This window comes from Paenibacillus sp. FSL H8-0537 (assembly GCF_038051995.1).
Taxonomy (GTDB): Bacteria; Bacillota; Bacilli; order Paenibacillales; family Paenibacillaceae; genus Pristimantibacillus.
The window spans coordinates 4,049,747-4,072,365 of record NZ_CP150290.1; the positions used below are offsets into that span (position 1 = coordinate 4,049,747).

Here is a 22,619-nt window from a genome sequence, read left to right on the forward strand (position 1 = left end):
TTAATCATGCTCTCCCTTACATTCGCTTTCTACTATTGTTGTTCCTACCGTTTTATAAAAAATAGGGAGCCATATCATTCGAACTAAAATATCCCTATCAGCAAAAAAAGTGGAGCCCTTATTCATAAGGCTCCACTACTACTGTTGCTGCTGCTTAGGGTACCTCGAGGACGAACGGCACAATGAAGGGCTTGCCACCCCGCTGAAACTGCCCCCATATTTTGTATAAGCCGCTCTTGGGGAACATAACACCGAATACCGCTATTGGCCCAGTTGCGGCCCAATTTACAGGATGAACATGAAGATATTGCTCCAGCTTCTCATCAATTGCAACAACATGGCCGATCGAACCCAGATACGGCTCCATATCGTAGACTGGCTTGCCCGTCCGTGCATCTCGAAAGCTGAAGGTCAGCTCAGACTGCATGCCTGCCATTAGAGCTCCGCTGTGCAGCGTTACCATAAGCCCTTCTGCATGCTGGGTCATTGAGGCGCTTGATACCAGCTCAGCTGGCGTTGCGAATGCCCCCTCTACCTTGACGCTGCCAGTGCGAGTCAGCTCTGCCATGCCTTCCGGCATAAAATCGGCATACAGCTTATAGCTTCCACCCTGCTCGAATGTAATCGGAAGCTCAAAAATCCCCTCACCTTTATAAACAGGATGAACATGCTGAAAAAAACGCAAGTCGCTGCTGACAGCGATGAGATGAAGCAGCTTCTCATTGGTAACCATGAAGGCCGGAATCATCTGACCGTTACCATCAGCAATCGACAGCCGCAGCTTCTTCAGCTCCCCTGCTGCCGGCACACCCTCTGGCCAACTCCACTGCACTCGGACCGCTTTCTCTCCTTCCGTCTGTTCGGATTCGGAGGCATGCATATGGCTCATCTGGAGCGATACCGGATCGAGATAAGGGTCCGTCATATCGGCAGGCAGCGATGCTGACATAGCAGCCATTTTATGCTGGGTATGCGGATTGAATTCGGCGGGCTTGGAAGGCGCTGCCCCCTTCACACCTGGTAATCCATAAACAGCGACAACCGCCAGCAAGGCGATTGCCGAGCCTCCAGCGAACAGCAGCCATTTCCAATGCGTATTCATGTGCCGCCTCCTTTTTCTCAGCCTGTTATTCCATAATCGTTTTTGGCAAATCAAGCGTCGGCGTGCGATCCAAGAAATTAAACGGTTTGAGCATCGTAGACGCCCATTCCGTCGACATCATCGGAAATTCCTCAGCACGCGGAATATGGGTCGTTCCTGTCGTAATCCAGACAACATCATCCGTTTGGTAGATGCTGCGGTTTTGTTTAACCCAGGAGCCTAAGCCCGTATCACTTGGGTTTTGGTTTATATATTTACCCTCTGGATACTGCTCGTCTGGTGCAAATGGCGTAACCCAAATATGATTTTTCAAGTAGCCTGCGCGCTTCATCAGCCAGTCGTCATCCGAGAATAATGCTTCTTGTGCAAACGGATGCGTGCCGCCTGCATTGGCGATAATTTGATAGCCGGTCAAGTAGCCCTGCTTGTTTTTATGATCTGGATTCGTGACAAGCACGACTTTTTCCGGATTAAACTTTTGAATCGCATCCTGCTCTTTAAAATAGGTTTTCTGCTTGAGCACCATGGCGGTTGCTTTTACCGGATTTCCGCTAATTTTCTCGGCATGCGGGTCCAGCTCCAGCACGGTATTTTTCTCGCCATCCACATCCATATCGAGGCGGAAGTTGTAAATATGCTGATGATAGACGGCTAGCGCATTGTCCTCAACGAGTATCCCGCTGTTCAAATCCTTATTGCTTGTATCGACATAAGCTTTGTCCGTGCTGTAAACGGTTTTGGTTTTTACCCCTTTAATTGCAGCAACGCCGGAGGCGCCAGCATTAATTTTAATATTGCCGTTCTGCTGGAACACATAATCAAAAATGTAATCATAATTGCCTACCGTCGCTACGAAACGGACGACCAGTTCCAGACGGGGACGCGCTTCGGTAATATCGCCTTCCTTATGCGTCCAGTCAGCATCCGCATAACGCTCGAAAACGCCGATAACGCTAGGCGAGGTATATGGCTTGCCCTCGTCATCATTCAAGGTTGCATCGATCAAGCTGGCGTTGTTTGGCACATCAGAACCAAGCAGCAAAGGACGCCCGCTTTTGCCCACACCATATTCGCCCGCATCCATATACGTTTTCCAATACCAGTTCATTGAAGGATCACCGTAAGGAACCGTCATACCGCCCAAATTGCCCTGATACATAATTTTGCGTTCTTTGCCATTATCGTTGAAGGTAGCGGCATTGACGATCGTACCGACACGGGGATCAAGACGGACATGGAATTTCCAACCCTGCCAGCTGATCTGCTGCCCGGTAATTTGGTAGTTGACCCCCTTCGGCTGCATAATGAGGATCGGTTTCGGCGCCTCCCTCGTTCCCGAGCTATCATTTCCGGTAAAGCCGTGATCGTTCATGGGAATAGGCACAACTTCGCCTTCCTCAATTTTAACAACCTCATTCGTATCAATATCGATGGTAGCGACCAAATTTTCGATCGGATGTGTAAAATAATTGCCATCCCCTGTGTTGTAGTAGGCGCTATATTTCACGAGCCTCCGGTTGGGATCAGCATCGGTCGGACCGTAATAGCCAAGCGACAGTCCGAAAGCGATGACCTTGGAAATGTCGTCGACACCGCGTTTTTTCAAGGAAGCTAACCATACTTTATTTTTACTCAGCACCTCGGTTGCTACAGAAGAAGAACCTACGTAGGAATAACCGCCCGTTTCATTTTTATTCCAGGAGACGAGTGTGCCTTTATCCAAATCAATAACACCTTCATAAACGCCCCGCTGCTCAGAAATAACAAACTTCGCTTCACGCTTAAGCTTTGTCTGCGCTTTATAAGAAGCCGATTCAAGGACCCACTTCCATACCTCCTGCTTATTCGGCTCCTGCAGTGTAATCTCGTTAAACACCATCCCCTTCTTATAATGCGGGCTTGCGGCAATGATTTTCCGGGCCTGGTTGATCTCCTGTGCGGTCAGCGGATTAAGCGGGTCATTCTCAGACTTAGGCGCCACAATCGCTGCAGACGTAGGTACTTGCACTCCCGGCAGTACGCTGGTCAACAGGATGCCTGACATAGCCAGTGCAGCAATCGTCCATCTCTTTTTTCTCATTAACTTCTCCTCCATTATGCTGTACTGAAAGATTGGCGGTCCTGCATCATTCTTTTTATGTCACATTTAATGACATATCAGCTGTGCCAACCTTCGATAACGTAATATTAGAGTACGAGAGTAAATTAATAACCACGCTATATTAAAGAAACGCCAAATAAAAAGTAAAGAAAAAGTAAAACCCATTATTTATATGTTATGATACCTAACATAAATATTGCGTAATTCGCAGCAGGTCACTATATTAGGAGTAAGATTTGCGATTCATAGCTATCAAGAGAAGGGGGAGAAACGTGATGTCAGGAGAGCTTATCCTTATCGTTGACGACGAGCCTGATATATCGGAGTTGATTGGCATGTATTTGGACAAGGAAGGGTATCCGTTTCGTACGGCTTCTTCTGGAGCAGAGGCGCTGCGCCTCGTGGCCGCATTTACGCCGCAGCTCATTATTTTAGATGTGCAGCTTCCTGATATAGAAGGCTATGAGCTGTGCTCACAGCTTCGCAAAACGACAACGGTTCCTATTCTTTTTCTCACCTGCAAGGACACCGAGATGGATATGGTCATTGGGCTGAGCGTCGGTGGTGACGATTTTGTCAGCAAGCCCTTCAGTCCGCTCACCCTGCTGGCGCGAATCAAGGCGCATTTGCGGCGCAGCAAATTGGTCGTTGCTTCTGCCGAAGGAGGCAGCGTAAAGGATGCTTGGACAGGAGTAGGCTCGCTGCAAATCAACAGGCTGTCTCATGAGGTAATGCTGGACGGGAGACCGATTGAATTGTCCACCAAAGAATTTCAGCTGCTTGCGATGCTGATGAGCCATCCCCGTCAGGTACTGTCCTTTGAGCAAATTTTGCAGCGGATATGGGGCTATCACTCGGATACCGATACCAAAACGCTTCAGGTGCATATCGGAACGCTACGCAAAAAGGTGGAGCGCGATCCAGCAAAGCCCACTGCCATCATTAATGTGAGAGGGATCGGTTACAAATACAATGAGCAGGCCTAAGCGCAAAGGCTTTTGGTGGCCCTCCTCGCTTGCCGCACAAATTTTGCTCGTTATATTGCTTTGCTCCGTGCTGCCTTTATCGGTTTCAGGCCTGCTCACCTTGCGGACAACCAGTGAAAACCTCGACAGCTACTCTGCACGTGAAAAGCAGCTAACCGAGCAAAGCTACATTCAGACTTATCAGACCTATATGAACGCCCATATTTATGCCATAGAGGGGGAGCTGCAACAGGTTGAGCAATCCGTCAAGCTGGCGCGGGCTATTGCGGAGCAACTATTCGCCCTTCCCGACCAGTATCCAGCTGCTGCTTCAGAGCTGCGCTATGACAGCAAGTATGAGCGCTTCTCTTCGGTAGACGAGCCTGACCGCGACCGAGGCACAATCAGCTTCTCCGGCATGTCGCCTAACCCTACACAGCCTATGCTTGAGGAATTGACAAAAAGCCGCTATTTAGAGCCTCAATTCAAGGAAGAAATTCGCCAAAACCCTAATATAGTGGCGATGTATTACATTCATCCCGATTCGGGCAGCTTTCTGTATCCCTCCTTCTATCAGGATCGACCGCTCGCGCAGCCGCTAACCTCCTATAGTTTTTACCTGGATGCCCTTGCCGTTGGTCCTGAGGAAAACCGCGTCATTTGGACCAAGCCCTATAATGACATTACGCCAAATGGCTGGATGTTCACGGCTACTGCTCCGGTATATGGGCCAAATGGCAAGTTGAAAGGCGTTGTAGCCGCTGATGTAACAACTCGAAATTTTGTACGAAATGTGCTGGATGTCCATTTTACCGAGCACAATGCATATGCTTTTCTACTCGAAGGTGATGGCAAGCTCATTGCTGTTCAAAGTCAGGGGCAGGAGGAAATTCACGAGCTGCCGGGAAGTGCGCTGAGCAACATCGAACGGCAATTGGGCAGCCGCGAAATAACGATTAACGGCAGCTCCAAGCTGCTGTTTGCGAAAACCGTCCCTTCTTCTGGCTGGATTCTCGGTTATGTCGTTCCGAGGGATGAGCTCTTGCTGCCCACCACACAGGCTTCCGCCGCCTTGGTCAAGGAAACCCGCGCGCTTTTGCTGCAGCAGCTGATAACGATTTTATGCGCCGCCCTTTTGCTGTGCTTGTCCCTGACTTTGATGCTTTGGTCGCGCATATCCAAGCCGCTCATCACGCTGATGAAGGCATTTAGCAAAATCAGCCATGCCGATTTTTCCATTCGGCTGGAGGATGGCAATATCCGTGAATTTAATAAGCTGCAGCAAATGTTCAATCGCATGACCGCTACCATTGAGGAATTGCTGCTTCGCCAGCATCAGCAAAATGAGGAACTGGAGCATAAGGTAGCAGAAAGAACAGATGCGCTGCGCCAGGCTCATGGCCAGCTGCAGCTCCGATTTGATGAGCTGGCTAGAATGGAGAGCTGGCGCAAACGGTGGCTCTCCAATATTTCACATGATTTAAAAACGCCGATCACGCTTGTAAAAGGCTATTTAGAAGCTTTATTTGACGGGACCATCAAGCCGGAGCAAAGCGGGCGCTATATGCGTAAAGCAAATGACAGGCTGGACTCCGTTAATCGGCTAGTTAAAGATTTGAATGATTTGAGTTTGTTGGAAATGAAGCAGATCAAGCCTAGGCTTGAATACTGGGAGGCAGCTGCTCTGCTGGAGGAGCTGATTCAAGACTGGGAGGAAGAAATTCGCGCAGCCGGCCGTGAGCTCCGCCTCGTAAACATGCAGCAGCCTTATGTTGGCATTATACGGGCAGACAAGCAATTGCTGAGCCGCGTCATCGACAATTTAATCAGCAATGCCATCAAATATTCTCCCGAACACTCCGTTATAACCGTTTCCATGAAAAAAGAAGAGCACGATTTTGCACTGGAAATCGTTAATGAGGGCAGCGGCATTCCAGATGAGGCGAAACCTTATTTATTTGATTCATTTTTCCGAGTCGATGCTTCTCGCAACAGCAGCATTCCCGGCAGCGGGCTGGGCCTCGCTATTGCCAAGGAGATCATGCATATGCATGCGGGCAGCATCTCTATTGCACGCAGCCAGCAAGCTGGTGCTGCTTTTATAATCCGAATCCCACTAGAACGTATAGCAGAAGAAAGCCTGCTCGAACGCATTTACCCAGCAACCAAAAAGTCAATAAAACGGCCGCCACCCTATTAAGGATGACGGCCGCTGCTATAATTAGCCCATAATACTCATTGGCTCACTGACAAAAATAACAAGGCGCGCCGTGCCCCTATCCCCTGCCGCCGCGAAAACGCTGCGCATGGGCGCGGGCTTCATCCTCGTTCGTCACACGATTGCGGCTCCACTCGATTAAGATGCGGTCAATGTAGCGGAAGCTCAGCTTCCCAGCAAATACCGCTTCCTTAAGCGCAAAGCGAATAAGCTCTTCCGCATATTTATCCTCATCCATCCATCCGCTGATGGTTTCGCATTCGATTGGCGACAGCAGCCGGCCAAACTCCTGCTCGAAAATATTAAACAGATTAACCGGATTTGCTACCCGCTGCACCGGCTGGCGCTGCGCTTTATCCGCTTTTTTCGACTCGCGTTTTTCCAGAGCCGCCCATTCGGCTGCCTTAAGCAGCCAGCCGCTCCAGTTATACTGCTCGGATTGGATGCCTGTTTGGGAGTCCAGGTGCTCATCAATCGCTAGAAAGCCTTCTTTCATCAGCTTTCCAAGCTGCTCGACGATACTGCGCTCGCTTGCGTCCATACGCTCCGCCAGCTCGTCTGGCGTCGGGAAGCCATTTCCCTCCACATCCCGAAATGCCTTAAGCTGCAGCAGCAGCAGCAGCTCGCTATCCGTCAGCCCAAGCTGCCGATAAGAACGCAGCAGCACGGCGTAAATGTGCACACCGCCCTCCTCCATTACAGCCCCCATACCGCGCGAATAAGCTTTCCAGATGTCATCATTGCTCACTGCTTGCCCGCCTTTCCATTAAAACCTGCTTAAACGTTTGCTGCACCCGCTGCCTGAGCCTGTACCAGTGTGTACGTATCGCGAGCTATCAACAGCTCTTCATTCGTAGGAACTACCAATACCTTCACGCGCGAAGCGTCTGTCGAAATAACCCGCGCATCCTTACTGCGCTTTGCATTTTTCTCTTCATCCAGTTCAATGCCAAGGAAGGTAATGCCATCGCATACCGCTTTGCGCAATGCCGAGGAGTTTTCGCCAACGCCGGCCGTAAACAACAGAACGTCAATGCCGTTCATCGCAGCCGCATAAGCGCCAATATATTTACGAACGCGATACGTATACATATCAAAAGCAAGCTTCGCATTGCGATCGCCTTCCTCCATCGCTTCCGTTACTTCGCGCATATCGCTGCTGATGCCAGAAATCGCCAGCATGCCGCTATGCTTATTCAGCATGGAATTCACTTCGCTAAGTGTCAGCTCTTCTTTATTCATGACAAAAGGAACGATCGCCGGATCAAGGTCACCACTGCGTGTACCCATCATCAAACCTTCAAGCGGGGTCATGCCCATGCTTGTATCGAATGATTTGCCATCCAAAATCGCCGTACAGCTTGCGCCGTTGCCAATATGAGCCGTAACCATTTTAAGTGACTCCAGCGGCTTTCCAAGCAGCTCTGCGCCTTGCTGGCTCACATATTGGTGAGATGTGCCGTGGAAGCCGTAACGGCGTACCTTGTGGCGACGGTACAGCACCTGAGGTATCGGATACAGATAAGAAGTGTTCGGCATCGACTGGTGGAACGCTGTATCGAATACTACAGCCTGTGGAACACCCGGCATATTTGCTTCAACCGCAGTAATCCCCATCATATGGGCCGGATTATGCAGCGGCGCCAAATCAAACAAGCGGCGAATTTCAAGCTTGACTTCAGTTGTAACAAGCGTCGAGCTGTTAAATACTTCCCCGCCGTGCACAACGCGGTGGCCGACCGCCTCTATTTCATCCATTGTCGCGACTGCACCATGTTCTGGATGAGTCAGCATGTCAATAACCTTTTTAACTGCGGTCACATGGTCTAAAATTTCGCTCACATCGCGCACTTCCGGCTTGTCTGCTGGTTCATGCGTCACGATGGAGGAGTCCATCCCGATTCGTTCAACCCGCCCGCTAGCCAGCACCGATTCATCGCGCATGTCGTAAAGCTGATATTTCAGAGAAGAGCTTCCTGCATTAATAACGAGTACTTTCATTAGATCCGATCCCCATCCTTATCATATTTGAAAAAGCCAACGCCAGTTTTTGCACCCAGTTGACCAGCACGCACCATTTTTTTCAATACGATGGAAGGGCGGTATTTGAGCTCGCCATATTCACGAAACATCCGGTCCAGTGCCGCAAGCACGGAATCGAGGCCAAAGCGATCCGCCATCTCGAAAGGACCATGCTGGAAGGAATAGCCGACACGCATCGCGCTGTCGATGTCTTCCGCAGAAGCGACGCCTTCCTCCAATACGTGCAGAGCTTCGTTTATGAACAAGCAAATAAGGCGGGATGTTACGAATCCAGGGGATTCAAATACCATGACACCTTTTTTATTAATAACTTCTTCAACGAAATGTTTGGTGCTTGTGAAGGTATCTTCGCTCGTTTTAAGACCACGCACAATTTCCACCAAATCGATTTTGAGTACCGGATAGATGAAATGAAGCCCGATAACCCGCTCCGGATGTGCAGAGGCGCTAGCCAGCTCCGTCAAGCTGAGTGTGGACGTATTGCTCGCCAAAATCACTTCAGCGCCGCAAATGTCATCGATTTGGCTAATGACCGCCTTCTTGCTTTCCAGATCCTCCGTAATCGTCTCAATGACCAGCTCACATTCGGCCAGTGCATCATAGGACAGGGTCATATGAATACGATTCATAATCAATTTCTTCTCGGCCTGCGTCAAAGCCCATTTCTCAATCTGCTTGTCCAAGCTAAGCTCAATCATTTGCCTGCCATATGTCAATCTTTCTTCCGAAATCTCGATTAAATGAACGTCCAGCCCTTTCGAGGCCAACATTTCGGCAATGCCCTGGCCCATTGTACCAGCGCCAACGACGCCAACTTTTTTAATAGACATGATTCTCTCCTTGTCGTTTCCCTACACCATGTAAATGAGAAACATTCTCTTTATAGTTATGTTCAATGTTAATTATAACGGTTTTCTGAGAAAAAAGAAGACAGACATGTCGTCTGCCTTCAAATTGTAATAAATTGAGGATTTTTCATGCTGTATTATGATGCGCTATGTGACAACTTCTTAAGCAATTCACGAAACTCAGCGCCGCTGAGCGTTTCTTCACGGATCAGGACATCTAGCGCGTCTAGAAAAACCTGACGCTTCGGTGCCAGCATTGCAATCGTCTTGCCCATTAATTCGTCAAGGATGGAGCGATTGATTTTCGCCCATGCATCAGGCGTCATCATTTCGGGATGAATAATGCCTAGCTCCGTTAAGCCCGACTCGACAAGTGTGCGGACAATGTTCATCGCCTGGTCAAAGTCGCCACGCGACCCTGTGCTGCGATTGCCGTAGAAGATTTCCTCGGCCGCCGCCCCGCCAAGCGCAATCATAATTTGCCCATTTAGAAAATCCCGTGTGTATAAATAACGGTCCTGCTCTGGATTATGACGAACATAGCCTAGCGCCTGACCACGTGGAGACAAGGCAACCTGAGATACGCTGCCCGGGCGGAGCAGCTCAGCTGAAATCGCATGGCCGAGCTCATGCAGCGCCACACGCTCGCGCTCCTCCTTCGTCGCCTCGCGGTCCGTCTTCTCGCCCATCATGACCTTGTCTATCGCCATAGCCAGATGCTGCTCTTCAATAACCTCGCTTTGCTCCCGCATCGCATAAATCGCACCTTCGTTCATGACGCTCTCCAGCTGGGCACCGGAAAAGCCAAACGACTCGGCCGCTACCTTCTCCAGCTCCACCGTATCGGCAAGCGGCTTGTTGGCCGCATGAATATTCAATATTTGATGGCGCGCTTTTTTGTCCGGCAGCTCTACCCCAATATGGCGATCGAACCGTCCGGGCCTAAGCAGGGCGCTGTCGAGCATTTCTTTACGGTTCGTTGCTGCAATAATGAGCAGCCGCGGCGCTGTATCGGCATGAATACCGTCCATTTCCGTGAGCAGTTGATTGAGCGTTTGATCATATTCCCGATGCTGCCCGCCATCGCGCTTGCCCCCGATAACCTCGATCTCATCGATAAAAATAACGGCGCTTTCCTTGCCCGCTTTCTTCGCCTTCGTCCGGGCTTCTTTGAATAAATCGCGTATCCGGCCTGCGCCGACGCCGACGTACATCTCCACAAATTCACTGCCGGAGGCAGCCAGATAAATCGAGTCGGTATACTGTGCTGCGGCTTTCGCCATTAGCGTCTTCCCGGTTCCCGGAGGTCCCGTCAGCAAAATCCCCTTCAAGGGCCGAATGCCCAGCTTGCTCAGTTCCTCATGTCGGACGAGAAAATCAAGCGCCTCGATCAACTCCTGCTTGGCACGCTCCTGTCCGCCGATTTGCTCAAAGGAAAAGGGCACGCTGCTTGACACCTTTCGCCGCTTCGTTCCGGAAGCATGTGCGAATTTGCCTCTGCCAGTCGCTAAATACACGACAGCAGCTGCGATAATGACAAGCAGTACGAAAGGCATTAAATCCACATTTACAAATAAAAGAAAGGCAATTAATACCGGAACAAAGCCAATCGCCATTTCGATGCCGTATTTACGCATAGCTGGACACCTCCAGCTGCGGGGCAACGCGCGGAAGGATGATATACTTCGTAGCCTTGCCATCTTTCAGCGTAATATAGACATTGCTGTCATCGATATCGGTAATGGCCTCCACACCCGAATGTTCATCTGCCAAAGCTTTAAGTGCCTCCGGAATAGCAGAATAGTTTTTGTGCTCCATCGCTTCGGCCACTTTGAATAAAGACGATGACCACAGCTGATCCAGCTTCGCATTCGAGCCGGTATTCGCAATATCGAGCTGAATGTCGCGACTCTTGGCGACTGATTTGCTTTGCTCGACTATCGTTTCATATACATGCTTTAAATCCGCTCCGGCTGTAAGCGTCAGCGGGAAAGTAATACGGTCCGTATCCATAATAGGTGTGTCGGATGAAGCAATGCCTTCTATTTGATCAACCGCCTTGGCAAGCGGAGCTGCGAATGCAACCTGATGATAAATAAGCCAGCCTCCAAACAAAACGAGGGCGGACGCAGCAGCTGTTAGCAAAATCGGCATGATCCTGAGTTTGAACATCGTAAAAATCCCCCTCTCAAAATGACGGTGATATATCACTCGTATATCAACTCCGATACACGAAAGTATATCACATCGCCCTTTGAATAAGGGGGTGTAATAATAGCCAGCAATTCCAGCTGTTACAGCTTAAGCATTCCATACAGCTAGGACGCCTTGTCACCTACTAAACTATATTGCTTCACAAATGCGCCATCGCGGAACGAATAATAGGCATAATAATATTTCGTTATCGCTTCATCACGGCTGTAAAAAATTTCCCATACCGGCTCGCCGTTCAGCAATCCCGGCTGTGTCCTTTTAACATCCGCATCCGGCTTACTGCTCAGTAACGCAGATTCCGCCTGTTCTGCTGTAATATGCTCCGTTGCTTTCAGTGTAAGCACAGGACTTTCGACTGTTGTCAGAAATACGTAAACTTCTTGTTCATCCGCGGTCTTCCCTTTTACTACCCAGGAAATGCCATCCCACACCTGCTTTGTCATGCCCGTAACTTCCGTCAACTGTGCGGCTTCTACAGCATACGCCTTAATTGGAGCTTCCTCTGCCCATAATTCCTTATGCACAGCACGGTAATAAACAATCGTAACGGTCAACAAGGCGATAACAAAAACAATTGAAATAAAGACAGCCCGTTTTACCGTCCAAAACGGCTTTCTCGTTCTCGCCCGCATTATGCCTTCAACAACCTCTCGAAGCTCGCCTGAGCATCGTGACGAATTTTCTCCTCATCAAGCAATGTGCATTCGCCATCCCGTACAACCTGACGGCCGTCTACCCATACATGCTTGACGTCGCGGCCCGAGCCCGCGTACACCAGATGGGACACAATATCCGTCTGTGGGTAAAAATGCGGCTGTTCAATATCGATGGCGATGAAATCCGCCTTCATGCCTTCGCGTAGGCGGCCAATTGAATCTTCCTGCCAAATGGAGCGAGCGCCGTATACCGTTCCCATACGCAAAGCTTCAATGGCAGGAACAACCGTAGGATCGCCAGAAACACCCTTATGCAGCAGAGCCGCAAGGTTGATCTCCTTGAACAGGTCAAGATTGTTGTTGCTCGCCGCGCTATCCGTGCCTAAGGATACCGTTACACCAGCGCGAAGCAAATCAGGAACACGGGCAATGCCGCTTGCCAGCTTGAGGTTGCTGACCGGGTTATGCGATACAGCTACTTTGCGCTGCGCAAGCAGCGCAATTTCCTCGTCATTCAAATGCACCGCATGAGCGACAAGTGCCGGACGCGAGAAGAAGCCTAAATTGTCGAGATGCTGAACGGGACGAACGCCATAATCGCGAACGTTCTGCTCTACTTCGGCAATCGATTCAGACATATGCGTGTGCAGCGGCAAATCATAATCATGAGCAGCCTGCACGAATTTCTCAATATAATCGGGTGGGCATGTATAAGGCGCATGCGGCGAAATCATCGTCGTAATACGGCCATTTGCCTTGCCGTTCCAATCGCGTGCGAAAGCGATCGCTTCCGCCAGCTTCGCTTGCTGCACATCCTCTGGGCAGAGGCCAATGACACCGCGCGTCAGACAGCCGCGAATGCCGGACTGTTCCACGACTTCGGCCAGCTGATCCATGCGGTCATACATATCCACGAAAGCCGTTGTACCGGATTTCAGCATTTCTACCACGGCAAGCGCGCTGCCCGCACGTGTATCAAGGTCGATGTATTTGCCCTCCATCGGCCACATTTTTTGCTCCAGCCAGACTTGCAGGTTTTGATCATCGGAATAGCCGCGCAGCAAGGTCATAGCCGCATGCCCATGTGTGTTTACTAGGCCTGGCATAAAAGCAAGCTTGCTGCCGTCCAGCTTCTGCACATCGGCTTGCAGCCCGGTTGGAGCTTCTGCTCCGATATATGTAATGCGATCATCGGTCACAACCATATGCCCTTGAAGCACATGCTCGCCGTCCTCCATCGTTACAAAACGTCCATTTTCAATCCAAATTTGGCTCATTTTCGTCATTCCTTTCCCTCTCCAAGTAATACGCCAGACTTAGCAGCTCTTTCGTAAAGTCAGCATGATGAATGCGAATTTCTTCTGGTACCTTCAATATCGCTGGCGCAAAATTGAGCAAGCCTTCAATGCCCGCATCTATAAATTGATTAGCAACGTTTTGCGCTTCAAATCCGGGAACGGTAATAATCCCAATTCGAATATTATTCTCCTCAACCGTATGTTTCAGCATATCCATCGGCATTACGGTCAAATTATTAATTTGCGAGCCGATTTTAGATGGATGCACATCAAACACCGCAATAATTTTCATATTGTCTTTAGAATATTTATTATAATTGCATAGAGCATGACCCAAATTACCCGCACCGACAAGCGCCACATTAATCGTCTGATCAAGCTTGAGTATTTGGCGAATTTTTTCAATTAAATATGTCACATCATAGCCGATGCCCTTGCGGCCAAAATCGCCGAAATACGCCAAGTCCTTGCGGATTTGCGCCGGATTTAAATCCAGCTTGACGCCAAGCTCCTGGGACGAAACGGTCTGCACCTCCCGGTTGTTCAGCTCGTTCAGCACTTGCAGGTAAATGGGGAGGCGTCTTACGACGGCCTCCGATATTTTCGTCTGCTTCACCCGTTCTCCTCCTCCTTCTCGGCACCAAGCCATTCTCTCATTCTCGGTACAATTTGTTCGATATGCATATGCTCAATTTTCGGTCCAGGCAAAGAATAGAGAAAATGCTTGCCATAATACGTTTCAATAACCCGCGTATCATAAATAATGACTATCCCTTTATCCTTCGCCGTTCGCACGAGCCTGCCAAATCCTTGCTTGAAGCGAATAACCGCTTGCGGAATCGACAGCTTCATAAATGGATTTTGCTTTTGGCGCTGCAGCAATTCCGACTTCGCCTCCAGCAGCGGATGATTCGGTGGTTGGAATGGCAGTCTGACGATGGCAAGGCAAGTTAAGGCTTCGCCAGGAATGTCAACGCCCTCCCAAAAGCTGCTTGTGCCAAGCAGCACAGACTCCGGCTGCTGTAAAAACCGCCGCGTCAGCTTCGTACGGTTGCCGCTGTCGATGCCTTGGCCTAGCACTTGAATGCTGGTGGCCGCAAGCGCCGCCTTAAGCGGATCGTATACCTGCTTTAGCATGCGGTAAGAGGTAAACAGCACTAGCATTCTGCCATTAGTCTGCTGCACCGCATCTGCTAAGGAAGAGACGAGCATTGAAATAAATGCGGGCTCTCCCGCTGAGCCTTTAAGAACAGGGAAATTGCGCGGAATAATAACGAGCGCTTGTTCACGGTAATTAAATGGCGATGCCAGCTGCACGGTACGCAGCCTTCCCGCTTCTTCAAAGCCGCCAAGACCAAGCTGCTCTTCAGCGAACTGGAATGATTTTTGTACCGATAGAGTGGCGGACGTTAAAATAATGCTGTCCTTCACATCGAATAAATACTGCTGAAGCTGGCTGCTCACATCAATCGGCACCGCATAAAGATGCAGCGATCGATGCTTGTAAGTCATATTGGCTTCCAGCCAGAACACGTCCGTCGTCTGATCGACCTTCATAAAGCTGCGCAGATCATCCTTGACTCTCGTCAAATCGCGTAAAGCGCCATTCAAGTCCGTTACAAGCGCCTGTACCGCCAGCTCATCGATGCGATCTTTAATCTCCTCGGACATTTTCTCAGCCGTCTTCAGCACCCGAATGAGCTCCGTATGAATATTGGTCTCTTCGGCGAGCACTTCGGACCAGCCTTCCGGGAGGCTATCGCCTCGCAAACGGTACACAGATTGATTGTTTTCACCCGTCGCATCAGGAGAAGCTTGAACAAAGCTGTACAGCATCTCAAACAGCCTTTCCCAATGCTCCCTCACTTCCGTAAAGGCGGGAATAATGGTATCAATCGTTTCCAGCCAGCCTTGCACCCGCTCATCGCTTTCCTGCTGGAGATGAATGCGCAGAGATGGCAGCAGCCCGGAACGAGCGTCCTTAAACATACGCGTAAACGCATTGGTTATCGTATAGTAGCCGAGCTGCATGCCCAGATGCTTGCTTGCTACTTCCTCCACATGATGCGCCTCATCGACAATCAAATGGCTGTAGGTCGGCAGCAGCCGATGATCGGCCTGAATGTCTGTGAACAGCATGGAGTGATTCGTAATGCACACATCAGCTATATTGGCTTCATGCTTCGCACGATGATAATAACAGCGTTTAAACCAAGGACACGCCCGGTTCAGACAGGAATCTGCATCGCTGGCAACGGTAGACCAGAAGTCGGTCCCCTTATTGCTGAAATTCAGCTCCTCTTGATCTCCCGTTTCCGTCTCGCCCAGCCACACGACCATTTGCGAGGCTGTAATCGCATCGTCAACGGGGGACATCATATCCCTTGTATTTATTTTACTTTCAAACTTGCGCAGGCACAAATAATTCCCTCTGCCCTTGAAGATTGAAGCCCGAAACTCTATCGGCAAAATCTGCTTAAGCAGCGGTACATCGCGATGCCTCAGCTGCTCTTGCAAATTAATGGTATGCGTGCTGACGACTATCTTCTCATCCTGGCGGATACCATAATAGAGCGCGGGAATTAAATAGCCGAGAGACTTTCCTGTACCCGTTCCTGCTTCAATAAGCAAATGGCGTTTGCTGTCGAGCGAGTCAAACACTTCACGGAACATCGTCGTCTGCGCTTCGCGTTCTTCATAATTAGGAAATTGCTCAATAAAGCGCTGCTTGATTTCATCCAAATATTGCTCGAATGACATCTCCTGCAAAGGCGAGGCTCCCTCTTCGCTGCGCGCGGGCTTTTCCTCTGTCCATTCTCTAGCTTTCAGTGCAAACTGGTTGAAAAAATCATAATCGGGGACGCCCATTACGATGTTTTGTTCTACCTGTTTTAGCGTAACCGTAATAAACCAGCTCAAATCGCTGCCATTGTCTACAAGCGAAGATAACCGCTGCAAAGTCAGCAGCGGCAGGCTCCGAAGCTTTTGTACCGATTTGGCAAATATAACGGCGGTCGCCATCGCATCGCTATCAGCGCGATGATGATGCTCATGCGTAATGCCGAACTGCTCAGAAACAGCACCAAGCTGATAAGAAGTTATCGATGGAAAAAGAATGCGCAGCAGCTCAATTGTATCGAGCCTGCGCCCTGCAAACGTATGGTACCCGCTGCGATCGAGCGCTTGGTTTAGAAAACCAGCGTCAAAATTGACATTATGCGCCACGAGCACCGCATCATCAAGCAGCGGAATCATGTCCATCAGCACATCAGACAGCTCCGGCGCATCCGCCACCATCGCCTCGTCAATGCCGGTAAGCTGCGTAATAAACGGCGGTATGGCAATCGTTGGCTTTACAAACGAATTATACGTATGAATAACTTCAAGATCATCATCTAGGAGGACCAGCCCCACCTGTAAAATATCATCGGAGGCGCTGTGTCCGGTCGTTTCCAAATCAAGCACTGCATATTTCATAAAATAAATCCGATCCTCTCACAAGCAGCATAGCTCCGTGCTGCCGAACAATAATGACAACTGCTGTGGACGTTCCCGGCAGCTCTGCAAATTATTCAGCGGATCCTTAAAGCTTGGGTCCAGCTCATAGGCTTTAAGGAAAAATTGCTCTGCCTGCTCCAAGTTTAAATGAACCGCTTGAATGCACCCAAGGGCATTATAGCTTAAAGCGAGCCATTTCGGATAGTCCGTAAGTCCAATTAGCAGTTGAAAATGACGCTGCGCCTCACTCCAATTTTGCAGGTGCATATTCGTCATAGCCAAAAACAGCCTTGCCAAATTGCATTCCGGCAGGTGGTTTACAGCAAGCTGGAACTGCTTTGCAGCATGGGAAAACATAAATAATTGATAATAGCCCTGTCCTTTGGATATGAGCTCCGCTTGTTCCACAGTCATGCCAGAAATAGGCTGCTGCGAAACGTTTGGTTTGTCCGCTTGCAGTGGTGACGACACTTGCTGCACAGCCGCTAATGCTTGACCTTCATACTCCGCTGCCGCTGTAAGCAGTGAAGCATTGGATTGCTCAGCTTCATCCTCTGTAAAACCGGCAAATTTTTCTTCAAAATCAATCCATTGCTCAATTAAAGAATCGCTGATCTGCTTTAAAGCGTAAAGCTGCTCATCATAATATTGCTTCTGTTCCTCCGCCGCCAGAGGGTAGGAATCAATAATGTTGTCGAGCATTTCGTTCATCGTCGCAAACATATGCTGGAACATCATGCATCCCGCCTTCACCAAAGAATTGAGGAGTGATAACCTCATTCTTTGTTAAGCGGGTGCTTTTCATACTTGGAACCAGCCTTTACATAACGGAGGAACTGACAACAGCCTGCTTACAAAATCGTCGCATGTATTTCTTCTGTCAATTGCGAAACCGGACGGTTCGCCTCATCCAAAATAACGACTCGCGGCTTGTAATTTCTAGCCTCTTCCTCCGTCATCGATGCATAAGAAATGATAATGACCGTATCTCCTGGCTGCACGAGGCGGGCGGCTGCGCCATTCAGGCAAATAACGCCAGAGCCTCGTTCCCCCTTTATAACGTACGTTTCAAGGCGTGCACCATTATTATTGTTGACGATCTGCACTTTTTCATTGGCCCAAAGATCCGCCGCATCCATTAAATCCTCATCAATGGTAATGCTGCCGACGTAATTGAGGTTGGCCTCCGTTACCGTCGCGCGGTGCAGCTTTGATTTCATCATCGTTCTAAACATTGCCATTCACCTCCCAAGGTTCAAACAACTCATTATCAATTAAGCGGGTTGACCCAAATTTTACGGCTAAAGCCAAAATATAACTCTGCTGGCCCCGGTGAAACGGTACCTCCGCAACAGGAGTAGCAAGCGCTGGATATTCCAGCACTTCGACATAATCGATATTTGCAAGCGGTGCTTCACTGATCGCAGCACGCACTTTGTTCTCGAGCGCTGCTGGCGTTAGCGAAGCCTCCTTCATCCATTCCCGCGCCTTTGCAAGCGACGAAGAAAGGACGACAGCCTGCGCCCGCTGCTCCGCATTCAAATACACATTGCGCGAGCTGAGCGCCAGACCATCCGGCTCCCTTACAATCGGGCAGGGCACGATCGTTACCGGAAAATTCAAGTCATCGGTCATTTGCGCAATGACCGCAACCTGCTGAGCATCCTTCATGCCAAAGTATGCCCGGTGTGGCTGCACCAGATGAAACAGCTTGCTGACGACCGTCCCAACGCCGTCAAAATGGCCTGGGCGCGATGCACCGCATAAGCGGTCTGTCACATCGCTGACAAGCACCTTCGTCAGCACCTTGCGCGGGTACATTTCGCTGACGGATGGCATAAACACTAGATCAACGCCATTTTCAGCAGCAATGGATAGATCGCGCTGCTCATTGCGCGGATACGTTTCAAAATCCTCGCTTGGCCCAAATTGCAGCGGATTGACGAAAATCGAAAGTACGGTGATATCATTTTCCGCTGCTGCCTGCCGCATTAAACTGGCATGTCCTTCATGCAAATACCCCATCGTTGGCACAAAACCGATACTTGGCTTACTGCCGCCGCTCCACATCTTCTTTTGCTGCGCTTTTAGCTCATCTATGGTTCGGCACAAAATCACGCTGCTCAGCCCCCTCTCCAGCCTGCTCGCTATCACCCGCACCTTTGACACCATTCACATGCTCGCGGGTCGCTGAACCGCCATAGAGGCTGTCTACAGCGTCCTCAGACCTTTTACCGAACACATGCTCCTCCGCTGGAAACTCACCGGATTTGACTTCACTTACGAAAGCTCCGATGGCATCGCGAATCGTTGAACCGATGTCTGCGTACACTTTCACCATTTTTTTCTTAATAACGGGTGATGAATATTGCAAAATATCATGATACACAAGCACCTGTCCATCACATCCGCGGCCTGCTCCAATGCCAATCGTTGGAATCGACAGCTCGCGGCTGATACGGTCCGCAATTGTCTCCGTTACAAGCTCCAGTACGATGGCGTAAGCGCCAGCCTGTTCAAGCGCCTTGGCATCTCGAAGTATTTGCTCAGCTTCCGCCTCCTGCTTTCCTTGTACCTTGAAGCCGCCATGCGTATGAATCGATTGCGGTTTAAGCCCGATATGGCCCATCACCGGAATGCCCGCTTTAACCAGCGCTGCCACTTCGCTCGCAATTTCTTCCCCGCCTTCAAGCTTAAGCGACTGGCCGCCGCCCTCCTGCATCATTCTGGCTGCATTGCGCAGCGTAGCTTCACGCCCGATGCCGTACGTCATAAAGGGCATATCCGTCACAATGAACGTATGGCGAGCCCCGCGTGCTACCGCTTTCGTATGATAAATCATATCGTCTAAAGTGACCGGAAGCGTCGTATCGTAACCGAGCACCACATTGCCAAGCGAATCCCCTACAAGAATAATATCGACGCCTGCCTCCTCCGAAAGCATAGCCGACGGATAATCGTAAGCGGTCATGACGGTGAGCTTGTTGTTTTCCTCTTTCATTTGCTGCAAGTTCGTTATCGTTAAACGTTTCCTCATCTTGGCCTCATCCCTTCTTCAATTCTGTTTTAGGATAAACACAAAAAAACCTTTTAGCCGTCGCTAAAAAGGTCCCAAAACATGGTGAAACGGCTGCCCTCCGTCCTTTGGCGGCACGGCGCGTTTCAGCCCGAGAAATATAAGCCTATTTATAGGTGTGAAACTTATAAATGCTTATATTTCGAAAAAGGAAACGTATATCACTTTACTGCTTCCTTCTGTCTCGGTCCTTTCGGCTCAGAGCAGACTACCTTTACTGCAATCAAATCCTTCTTGCAAATCCATACCAATGCTGGCATGAGGTTTAGCACAGTGCAGCTCTTTTCAGATACCGCCTGTTAACCCCATACTAGCAAAAATATGTCGATTCGTAAATATTACTTGCCCCGAGGCTCGCCCATTTCTGCCGAAAAAATAAGCGCCTGGCTGCCATCCAGCTTTTCTACGATAAGCGCTCCGCTAGCATCAAGCCCCCTCGGCGTGCCTTCAACGACGCCTTGTGGGGTTATGAGTGTTGCTGGCTTATGAAGCGATATCGATAGCGACTCCCATAAGGTCACAATCGGGGCAAAGCCCTCGCTTTGATACAGCTCATAAAGCTGCTCCCACTCCAGCAAAAAATCGGCGATTATCGCTTCTCGCACCTGCTTCTCGCCGCTTGCCAAACGCAGGGAGGTCGCTTTCTCCAAAAGCTCCTCGGGATAATCGGCCTGCTGCAAATTAACGCTGATGCCGATACCAGCGATGACATAGCGCAGCCGTTCATCCTCTGCGGCGGATTCCAGTAAAATGCCGCTAATTTTTTTGCCATTGATGAGCAGATCGTTTGGCCATTTAATGCCAATGTCGAGCTTCGTCAGCCGCTTAAGGCTGCGGCAAAGCGCTACTGCCGTAAGCAGCGTCAGCTGCGGGGCAAAATAAATCGGCACCGTCGGGCGCATGACCATGCTCATCCATATGCCTTTACCGAGAGGAGATATCCAGCCCCGGCCCATGCGGCCCCGCCCGCTCAGCTGCTGCTCAGCAACAACGAGCGTACCTTCCTCCGCACCGCCTTCTGCTAGCACTTGCGCAATATTTTGCGTCGATTCAACCGATTCCAGCACCTGCAGCTTTTGGCCAAATCTTTTGGTATTAAGGCTGGTTAGCAAGGCTGCCATATTGAGCTTGTCCGGCATGGAAAGCAGACGATAACCGAGTCTGCGTGAAGCTTCAAATTCATATCCTTGGGACTCCAGCTTGCGTATTTGCTTCCACACTGCCGTGCGGCTTACTTTCAGCTCGCGACTAATATGCTCGCCTGATACATATTCGCCTTCACGATCCGCAAACAATCGCAGCAAGTTTTCATGGCTCATCCGTTTCTTCCTTCCATCTGTCAACTTGATTCTGCAGCTGTTCCTGCGAATTAGAGAGCTCGCCAAGCGCAACTAAGAGCAGCAGCCGTTTCAGCGTCTCACCCATCCAGACGCCCGGTTTGCGATCACAGTAGGCTGCAAGCTGATTACCGTTTATCGCCAGCTCCTTCAGCGAGGAAATTTCCATATGCGACAGCCAGTGCTTCATACGCGGTACATCAGCTGAAAAAGGGTGCTCTTGCCCATTGGCTTCCGCAATATGCAGCCAGCTTGCGGCTGCCTCTCGCCCATAGCGCAGCACCGCTTCGATCCAGCTTGTACGAAGCTTCTCTTCGGTCAGGCTTCGGTTTACGAGCAGCTCATGATGAAGCGATACAATCGCCATAATGACGCTGCTGCGGCTTCCTGAGATGCGCAGTGCCTGCAGCGTCGCCTTGGCCTCCGCTTGTGTTACGCCTGGGCGCGTCATCAATGCGGCATAACGAATGTCCGTGCCTCTGAGCGTGGTCAAATAATCGAGCTGAACACGCTCCATCCTCGCAGCTTCAGCTAGCAAGGCGCGAGCTGCCGGCAAAGGCTCAAGCGTGTAAGCAAGCAGCCCGCTGCCTGCGAGCAGCGCTGCTGCATAATGAGGAGCGGGGCCGCCAATCATTTTATCGAGTTCGGCCTGCACACGCTCCATCGCTACGTAGCGCAGCAGCTCGCGCTGCTTAAGCAGCGCCCGCCAAGTGCGATACACGATCCGAAAGCGAAGCTGTGAAGCGAAGCGGAGAGCGCGCACCATGCGAAGAGCATCCTCCTGAAACCTTGCCTCCGCATCGCCTACACAGCGCACCTGCTTGAGCTCAATGTCGCCCATGCCGCCATACGGATCGAAATAATCGCCGTTTACGCGCATCGCCATCGCATTAATCGTTAAATCCCGCCGAAGCAAATCTTCCTTCAGCTCCGAAATAAAAGCCACGCTCTCCGGCCTGCGATGCTTCTCATATACCGATTCCTTGCGATACGTCGTCACCTCATAACCGGTGCCATCCTGCATCACCGTCACCGTCCCATGCTGCAGGCCGGTTGGAATACAATACGCAAATAAGGCAACTACCTGCTCCGGTGTCGCCGACGTCGCAATATCTACATCTTTAAGCGCGAGGCCCATAACGGTATCTCTCACGCAGCCTCCAACGAACACGGCTTCATAGCCGTGCTCGTTCAAGGTTGCGAGAATGGGCAGCGCCTTTCGCATCGCTATCGGAATCGAGGTGCAGCGCTCCATTTTCTCAC

At 50.2% G+C, this 22,619-nt stretch carries 19 protein-coding genes; 2 read left to right on the plus strand and 17 right to left on the minus strand.

What is annotated here, in order from left to right:
* Positions 1-154 precede the first annotated feature (154 nt).
* On the minus strand, positions 155-1,102 hold the full coding sequence (locus tag MHB80_RS17060) for a hypothetical protein (RefSeq protein WP_341278114.1): 948 nt from the start codon (positions 1,100-1,102) through the stop codon (positions 155-157).
* 25 nt (positions 1,103-1,127) lie between these two features.
* Complete coding sequence (gene tynA, locus MHB80_RS17065) at positions 1,128-3,182, minus strand: primary-amine oxidase (protein ID WP_341278115.1); 2,055 nt, start codon at positions 3,180-3,182, stop codon at positions 1,128-1,130.
* Between the two features lie 296 nt (positions 3,183-3,478).
* On the opposite strand from tynA, the gene MHB80_RS17070 reads away from it, so the two are divergent.
* Together MHB80_RS17070 and MHB80_RS17075 are read left to right on the plus strand one after the other, a co-directional pair.
* Positions 3,479-4,189 (plus strand): response regulator transcription factor, encoded by a 711-nt coding sequence (locus MHB80_RS17070; RefSeq protein ID WP_341278116.1) that lies wholly within the window; start codon positions 3,479-3,481, stop codon positions 4,187-4,189.
* On the plus strand, positions 4,176-6,368 hold the full coding sequence (locus MHB80_RS17075) for an ATP-binding protein (protein WP_341278117.1): 2,193 nt from the start codon (positions 4,176-4,178) through the stop codon (positions 6,366-6,368). Before MHB80_RS17070 ends, MHB80_RS17075 begins: the two co-directional genes overlap by 14 nt.
* Before the next feature lie 76 nt (positions 6,369-6,444).
* Here the strand turns inward: MHB80_RS17075 and MHB80_RS17080 are convergent, their stop codons facing one another.
* The 15 genes from MHB80_RS17080 to MHB80_RS17150 all read right to left on the minus strand — a co-directional run bounded on the left by MHB80_RS17080 (position 6,445) and on the right by MHB80_RS17150 (position 22,611).
* A complete protein-coding gene (locus MHB80_RS17080) occupies positions 6,445-7,134 on the minus strand; it encodes a DnaD domain protein (protein ID WP_341278118.1) in 690 nt (229 codons plus the stop codon).
* Between the two features lie 29 nt (positions 7,135-7,163).
* Entirely contained in the window at positions 7,164-8,387 is a 1,224-nt protein-coding gene (locus tag MHB80_RS17085; protein WP_341278119.1) for an acetate kinase, read from the minus strand.
* Positions 8,387-9,259 carry a 3-hydroxyacyl-CoA dehydrogenase NAD-binding domain-containing protein gene (locus MHB80_RS17090; RefSeq protein WP_341278120.1) on the minus strand — a complete coding sequence of 291 codons (873 nt, stop codon included), beginning with the start codon at positions 9,257-9,259 and terminating at the stop codon, positions 8,387-8,389. The genes MHB80_RS17085 and MHB80_RS17090 overlap by 1 nt, the downstream gene beginning before the upstream one ends.
* Before the next feature lie 155 nt (positions 9,260-9,414).
* Positions 9,415-10,914, minus strand: a complete 1,500-nt coding sequence (locus MHB80_RS17095; RefSeq protein ID WP_341278121.1) for an AAA family ATPase — start codon at positions 10,912-10,914, stop codon at positions 9,415-9,417.
* Entirely contained in the window at positions 10,907-11,449 is a 543-nt protein-coding gene (locus MHB80_RS17100) for a hypothetical protein (protein WP_341278122.1), read from the minus strand. The genes MHB80_RS17095 and MHB80_RS17100 overlap by 8 nt, the downstream gene beginning before the upstream one ends.
* Before the next feature lie 146 nt (positions 11,450-11,595).
* A complete protein-coding gene (locus MHB80_RS17105) occupies positions 11,596-12,123 on the minus strand; it encodes a hypothetical protein (RefSeq protein WP_341278123.1) in 528 nt (175 codons plus the stop codon).
* Complete coding sequence (locus MHB80_RS17110; protein WP_341278124.1) at positions 12,123-13,433, minus strand: amidohydrolase; 1,311 nt, start codon at positions 13,431-13,433, stop codon at positions 12,123-12,125. The genes MHB80_RS17105 and MHB80_RS17110 overlap by 1 nt, the downstream gene beginning before the upstream one ends.
* Entirely contained in the window at positions 13,405-14,061 is a 657-nt protein-coding gene (locus MHB80_RS17115; RefSeq protein WP_341278125.1) for a redox-sensing transcriptional repressor Rex, read from the minus strand. The genes MHB80_RS17110 and MHB80_RS17115 overlap by 29 nt, the downstream gene beginning before the upstream one ends.
* A complete protein-coding gene (gene dinG / locus MHB80_RS17120; RefSeq protein ID WP_341278126.1) occupies positions 14,058-16,922 on the minus strand; it encodes an ATP-dependent DNA helicase DinG in 2,865 nt (954 codons plus the stop codon). The genes MHB80_RS17115 and dinG overlap by 4 nt, the downstream gene beginning before the upstream one ends.
* Before the next feature lie 18 nt (positions 16,923-16,940).
* Positions 16,941-17,681 carry a hypothetical protein gene (locus MHB80_RS17125; protein ID WP_341278127.1) on the minus strand — a complete coding sequence of 247 codons (741 nt, stop codon included), beginning with the start codon at positions 17,679-17,681 and terminating at the stop codon, positions 16,941-16,943.
* Positions 17,682-17,794: 113 nt separating this feature from the next.
* The gene (gene panD, locus MHB80_RS17130) at positions 17,795-18,178 is read right to left on the minus strand and encodes an aspartate 1-decarboxylase (protein ID WP_341278128.1); all 384 of its coding nucleotides are present in this window, start codon (positions 18,176-18,178) and stop codon (positions 17,795-17,797) included.
* Positions 18,171-19,013 carry a pantoate--beta-alanine ligase gene (gene panC / locus MHB80_RS17135; RefSeq protein WP_341283011.1) on the minus strand — a complete coding sequence of 281 codons (843 nt, stop codon included), beginning with the start codon at positions 19,011-19,013 and terminating at the stop codon, positions 18,171-18,173. Before panC ends, panD begins: the two co-directional genes overlap by 8 nt.
* A gap of 22 nt (positions 19,014-19,035) precedes the next feature.
* Entirely contained in the window at positions 19,036-19,980 is a 945-nt protein-coding gene (gene panB, locus MHB80_RS17140) for a 3-methyl-2-oxobutanoate hydroxymethyltransferase (RefSeq protein ID WP_341278129.1), read from the minus strand.
* 377 nt (positions 19,981-20,357) lie between these two features.
* The gene (locus tag MHB80_RS17145; RefSeq protein ID WP_341278130.1) at positions 20,358-21,338 is read right to left on the minus strand and encodes a biotin--[acetyl-CoA-carboxylase] ligase; all 981 of its coding nucleotides are present in this window, start codon (positions 21,336-21,338) and stop codon (positions 20,358-20,360) included.
* Entirely contained in the window at positions 21,328-22,611 is a 1,284-nt protein-coding gene (locus tag MHB80_RS17150) for a CCA tRNA nucleotidyltransferase (protein ID WP_341278131.1), read from the minus strand. The genes MHB80_RS17145 and MHB80_RS17150 overlap by 11 nt, the downstream gene beginning before the upstream one ends.
* Positions 22,612-22,619 lie beyond the last annotated feature (8 nt).

Bases quoted from the DNA above. Each gene is read 5' to 3' on its own strand.
- MHB80_RS17060 (WP_341278114.1), bottom strand. From the start codon at position 1,102: ATGAATACGCATTGGAAATGGCTGCTGTTCGCTGGAGGCTCGGCAATC.
- tynA (WP_341278115.1), bottom strand. From the start codon at position 3,182: ATGAGAAAAAAGAGATGGACGATTGCTGCACTGGCTATGTCAGGCATC.
- MHB80_RS17070 (WP_341278116.1), top strand. From the start codon at position 3,479: ATGTCAGGAGAGCTTATCCTTATCGTTGACGACGAGCCTGATATATCG.
- MHB80_RS17075 (WP_341278117.1), top strand. From the start codon at position 4,176: ATGAGCAGGCCTAAGCGCAAAGGCTTTTGGTGGCCCTCCTCGCTTGCC.
- MHB80_RS17085 (WP_341278119.1), bottom strand. From the start codon at position 8,387: ATGAAAGTACTCGTTATTAATGCAGGAAGCTCTTCTCTGAAATATCAG.
- MHB80_RS17090 (WP_341278120.1), bottom strand. From the start codon at position 9,259: ATGTCTATTAAAAAAGTTGGCGTCGTTGGCGCTGGTACAATGGGCCAG.
- MHB80_RS17095 (WP_341278121.1), bottom strand. From the start codon at position 10,914: ATGCGTAAATACGGCATCGAAATGGCGATTGGCTTTGTTCCGGTATTA.
- MHB80_RS17100 (WP_341278122.1), bottom strand. From the start codon at position 11,449: ATGTTCAAACTCAGGATCATGCCGATTTTGCTAACAGCTGCTGCGTCC.
- MHB80_RS17105 (WP_341278123.1), bottom strand. From the start codon at position 12,123: ATGCGGGCGAGAACGAGAAAGCCGTTTTGGACGGTAAAACGGGCTGTC.
- MHB80_RS17110 (WP_341278124.1), bottom strand. From the start codon at position 13,433: ATGACGAAAATGAGCCAAATTTGGATTGAAAATGGACGTTTTGTAACG.
- dinG (WP_341278126.1), bottom strand. From the start codon at position 16,922: ATGAAATATGCAGTGCTTGATTTGGAAACGACCGGACACAGCGCCTCC.
- MHB80_RS17125 (WP_341278127.1), bottom strand. From the start codon at position 17,681: ATGATGTTCCAGCATATGTTTGCGACGATGAACGAAATGCTCGACAAC.
- panD (WP_341278128.1), bottom strand. From the start codon at position 18,178: ATGTTTAGAACGATGATGAAATCAAAGCTGCACCGCGCGACGGTAACG.
- panC (WP_341283011.1), bottom strand. From the start codon at position 19,013: ATGTGGAGCGGCGGCAGTAAGCCAAGTATCGGTTTTGTGCCAACGATG.
- panB (WP_341278129.1), bottom strand. From the start codon at position 19,980: ATGAGGAAACGTTTAACGATAACGAACTTGCAGCAAATGAAAGAGGAA.
- MHB80_RS17145 (WP_341278130.1), bottom strand. From the start codon at position 21,338: ATGAGCCATGAAAACTTGCTGCGATTGTTTGCGGATCGTGAAGGCGAA.
- MHB80_RS17150 (WP_341278131.1), bottom strand. From the start codon at position 22,611: ATGGAGCGCTGCACCTCGATTCCGATAGCGATGCGAAAGGCGCTGCCC.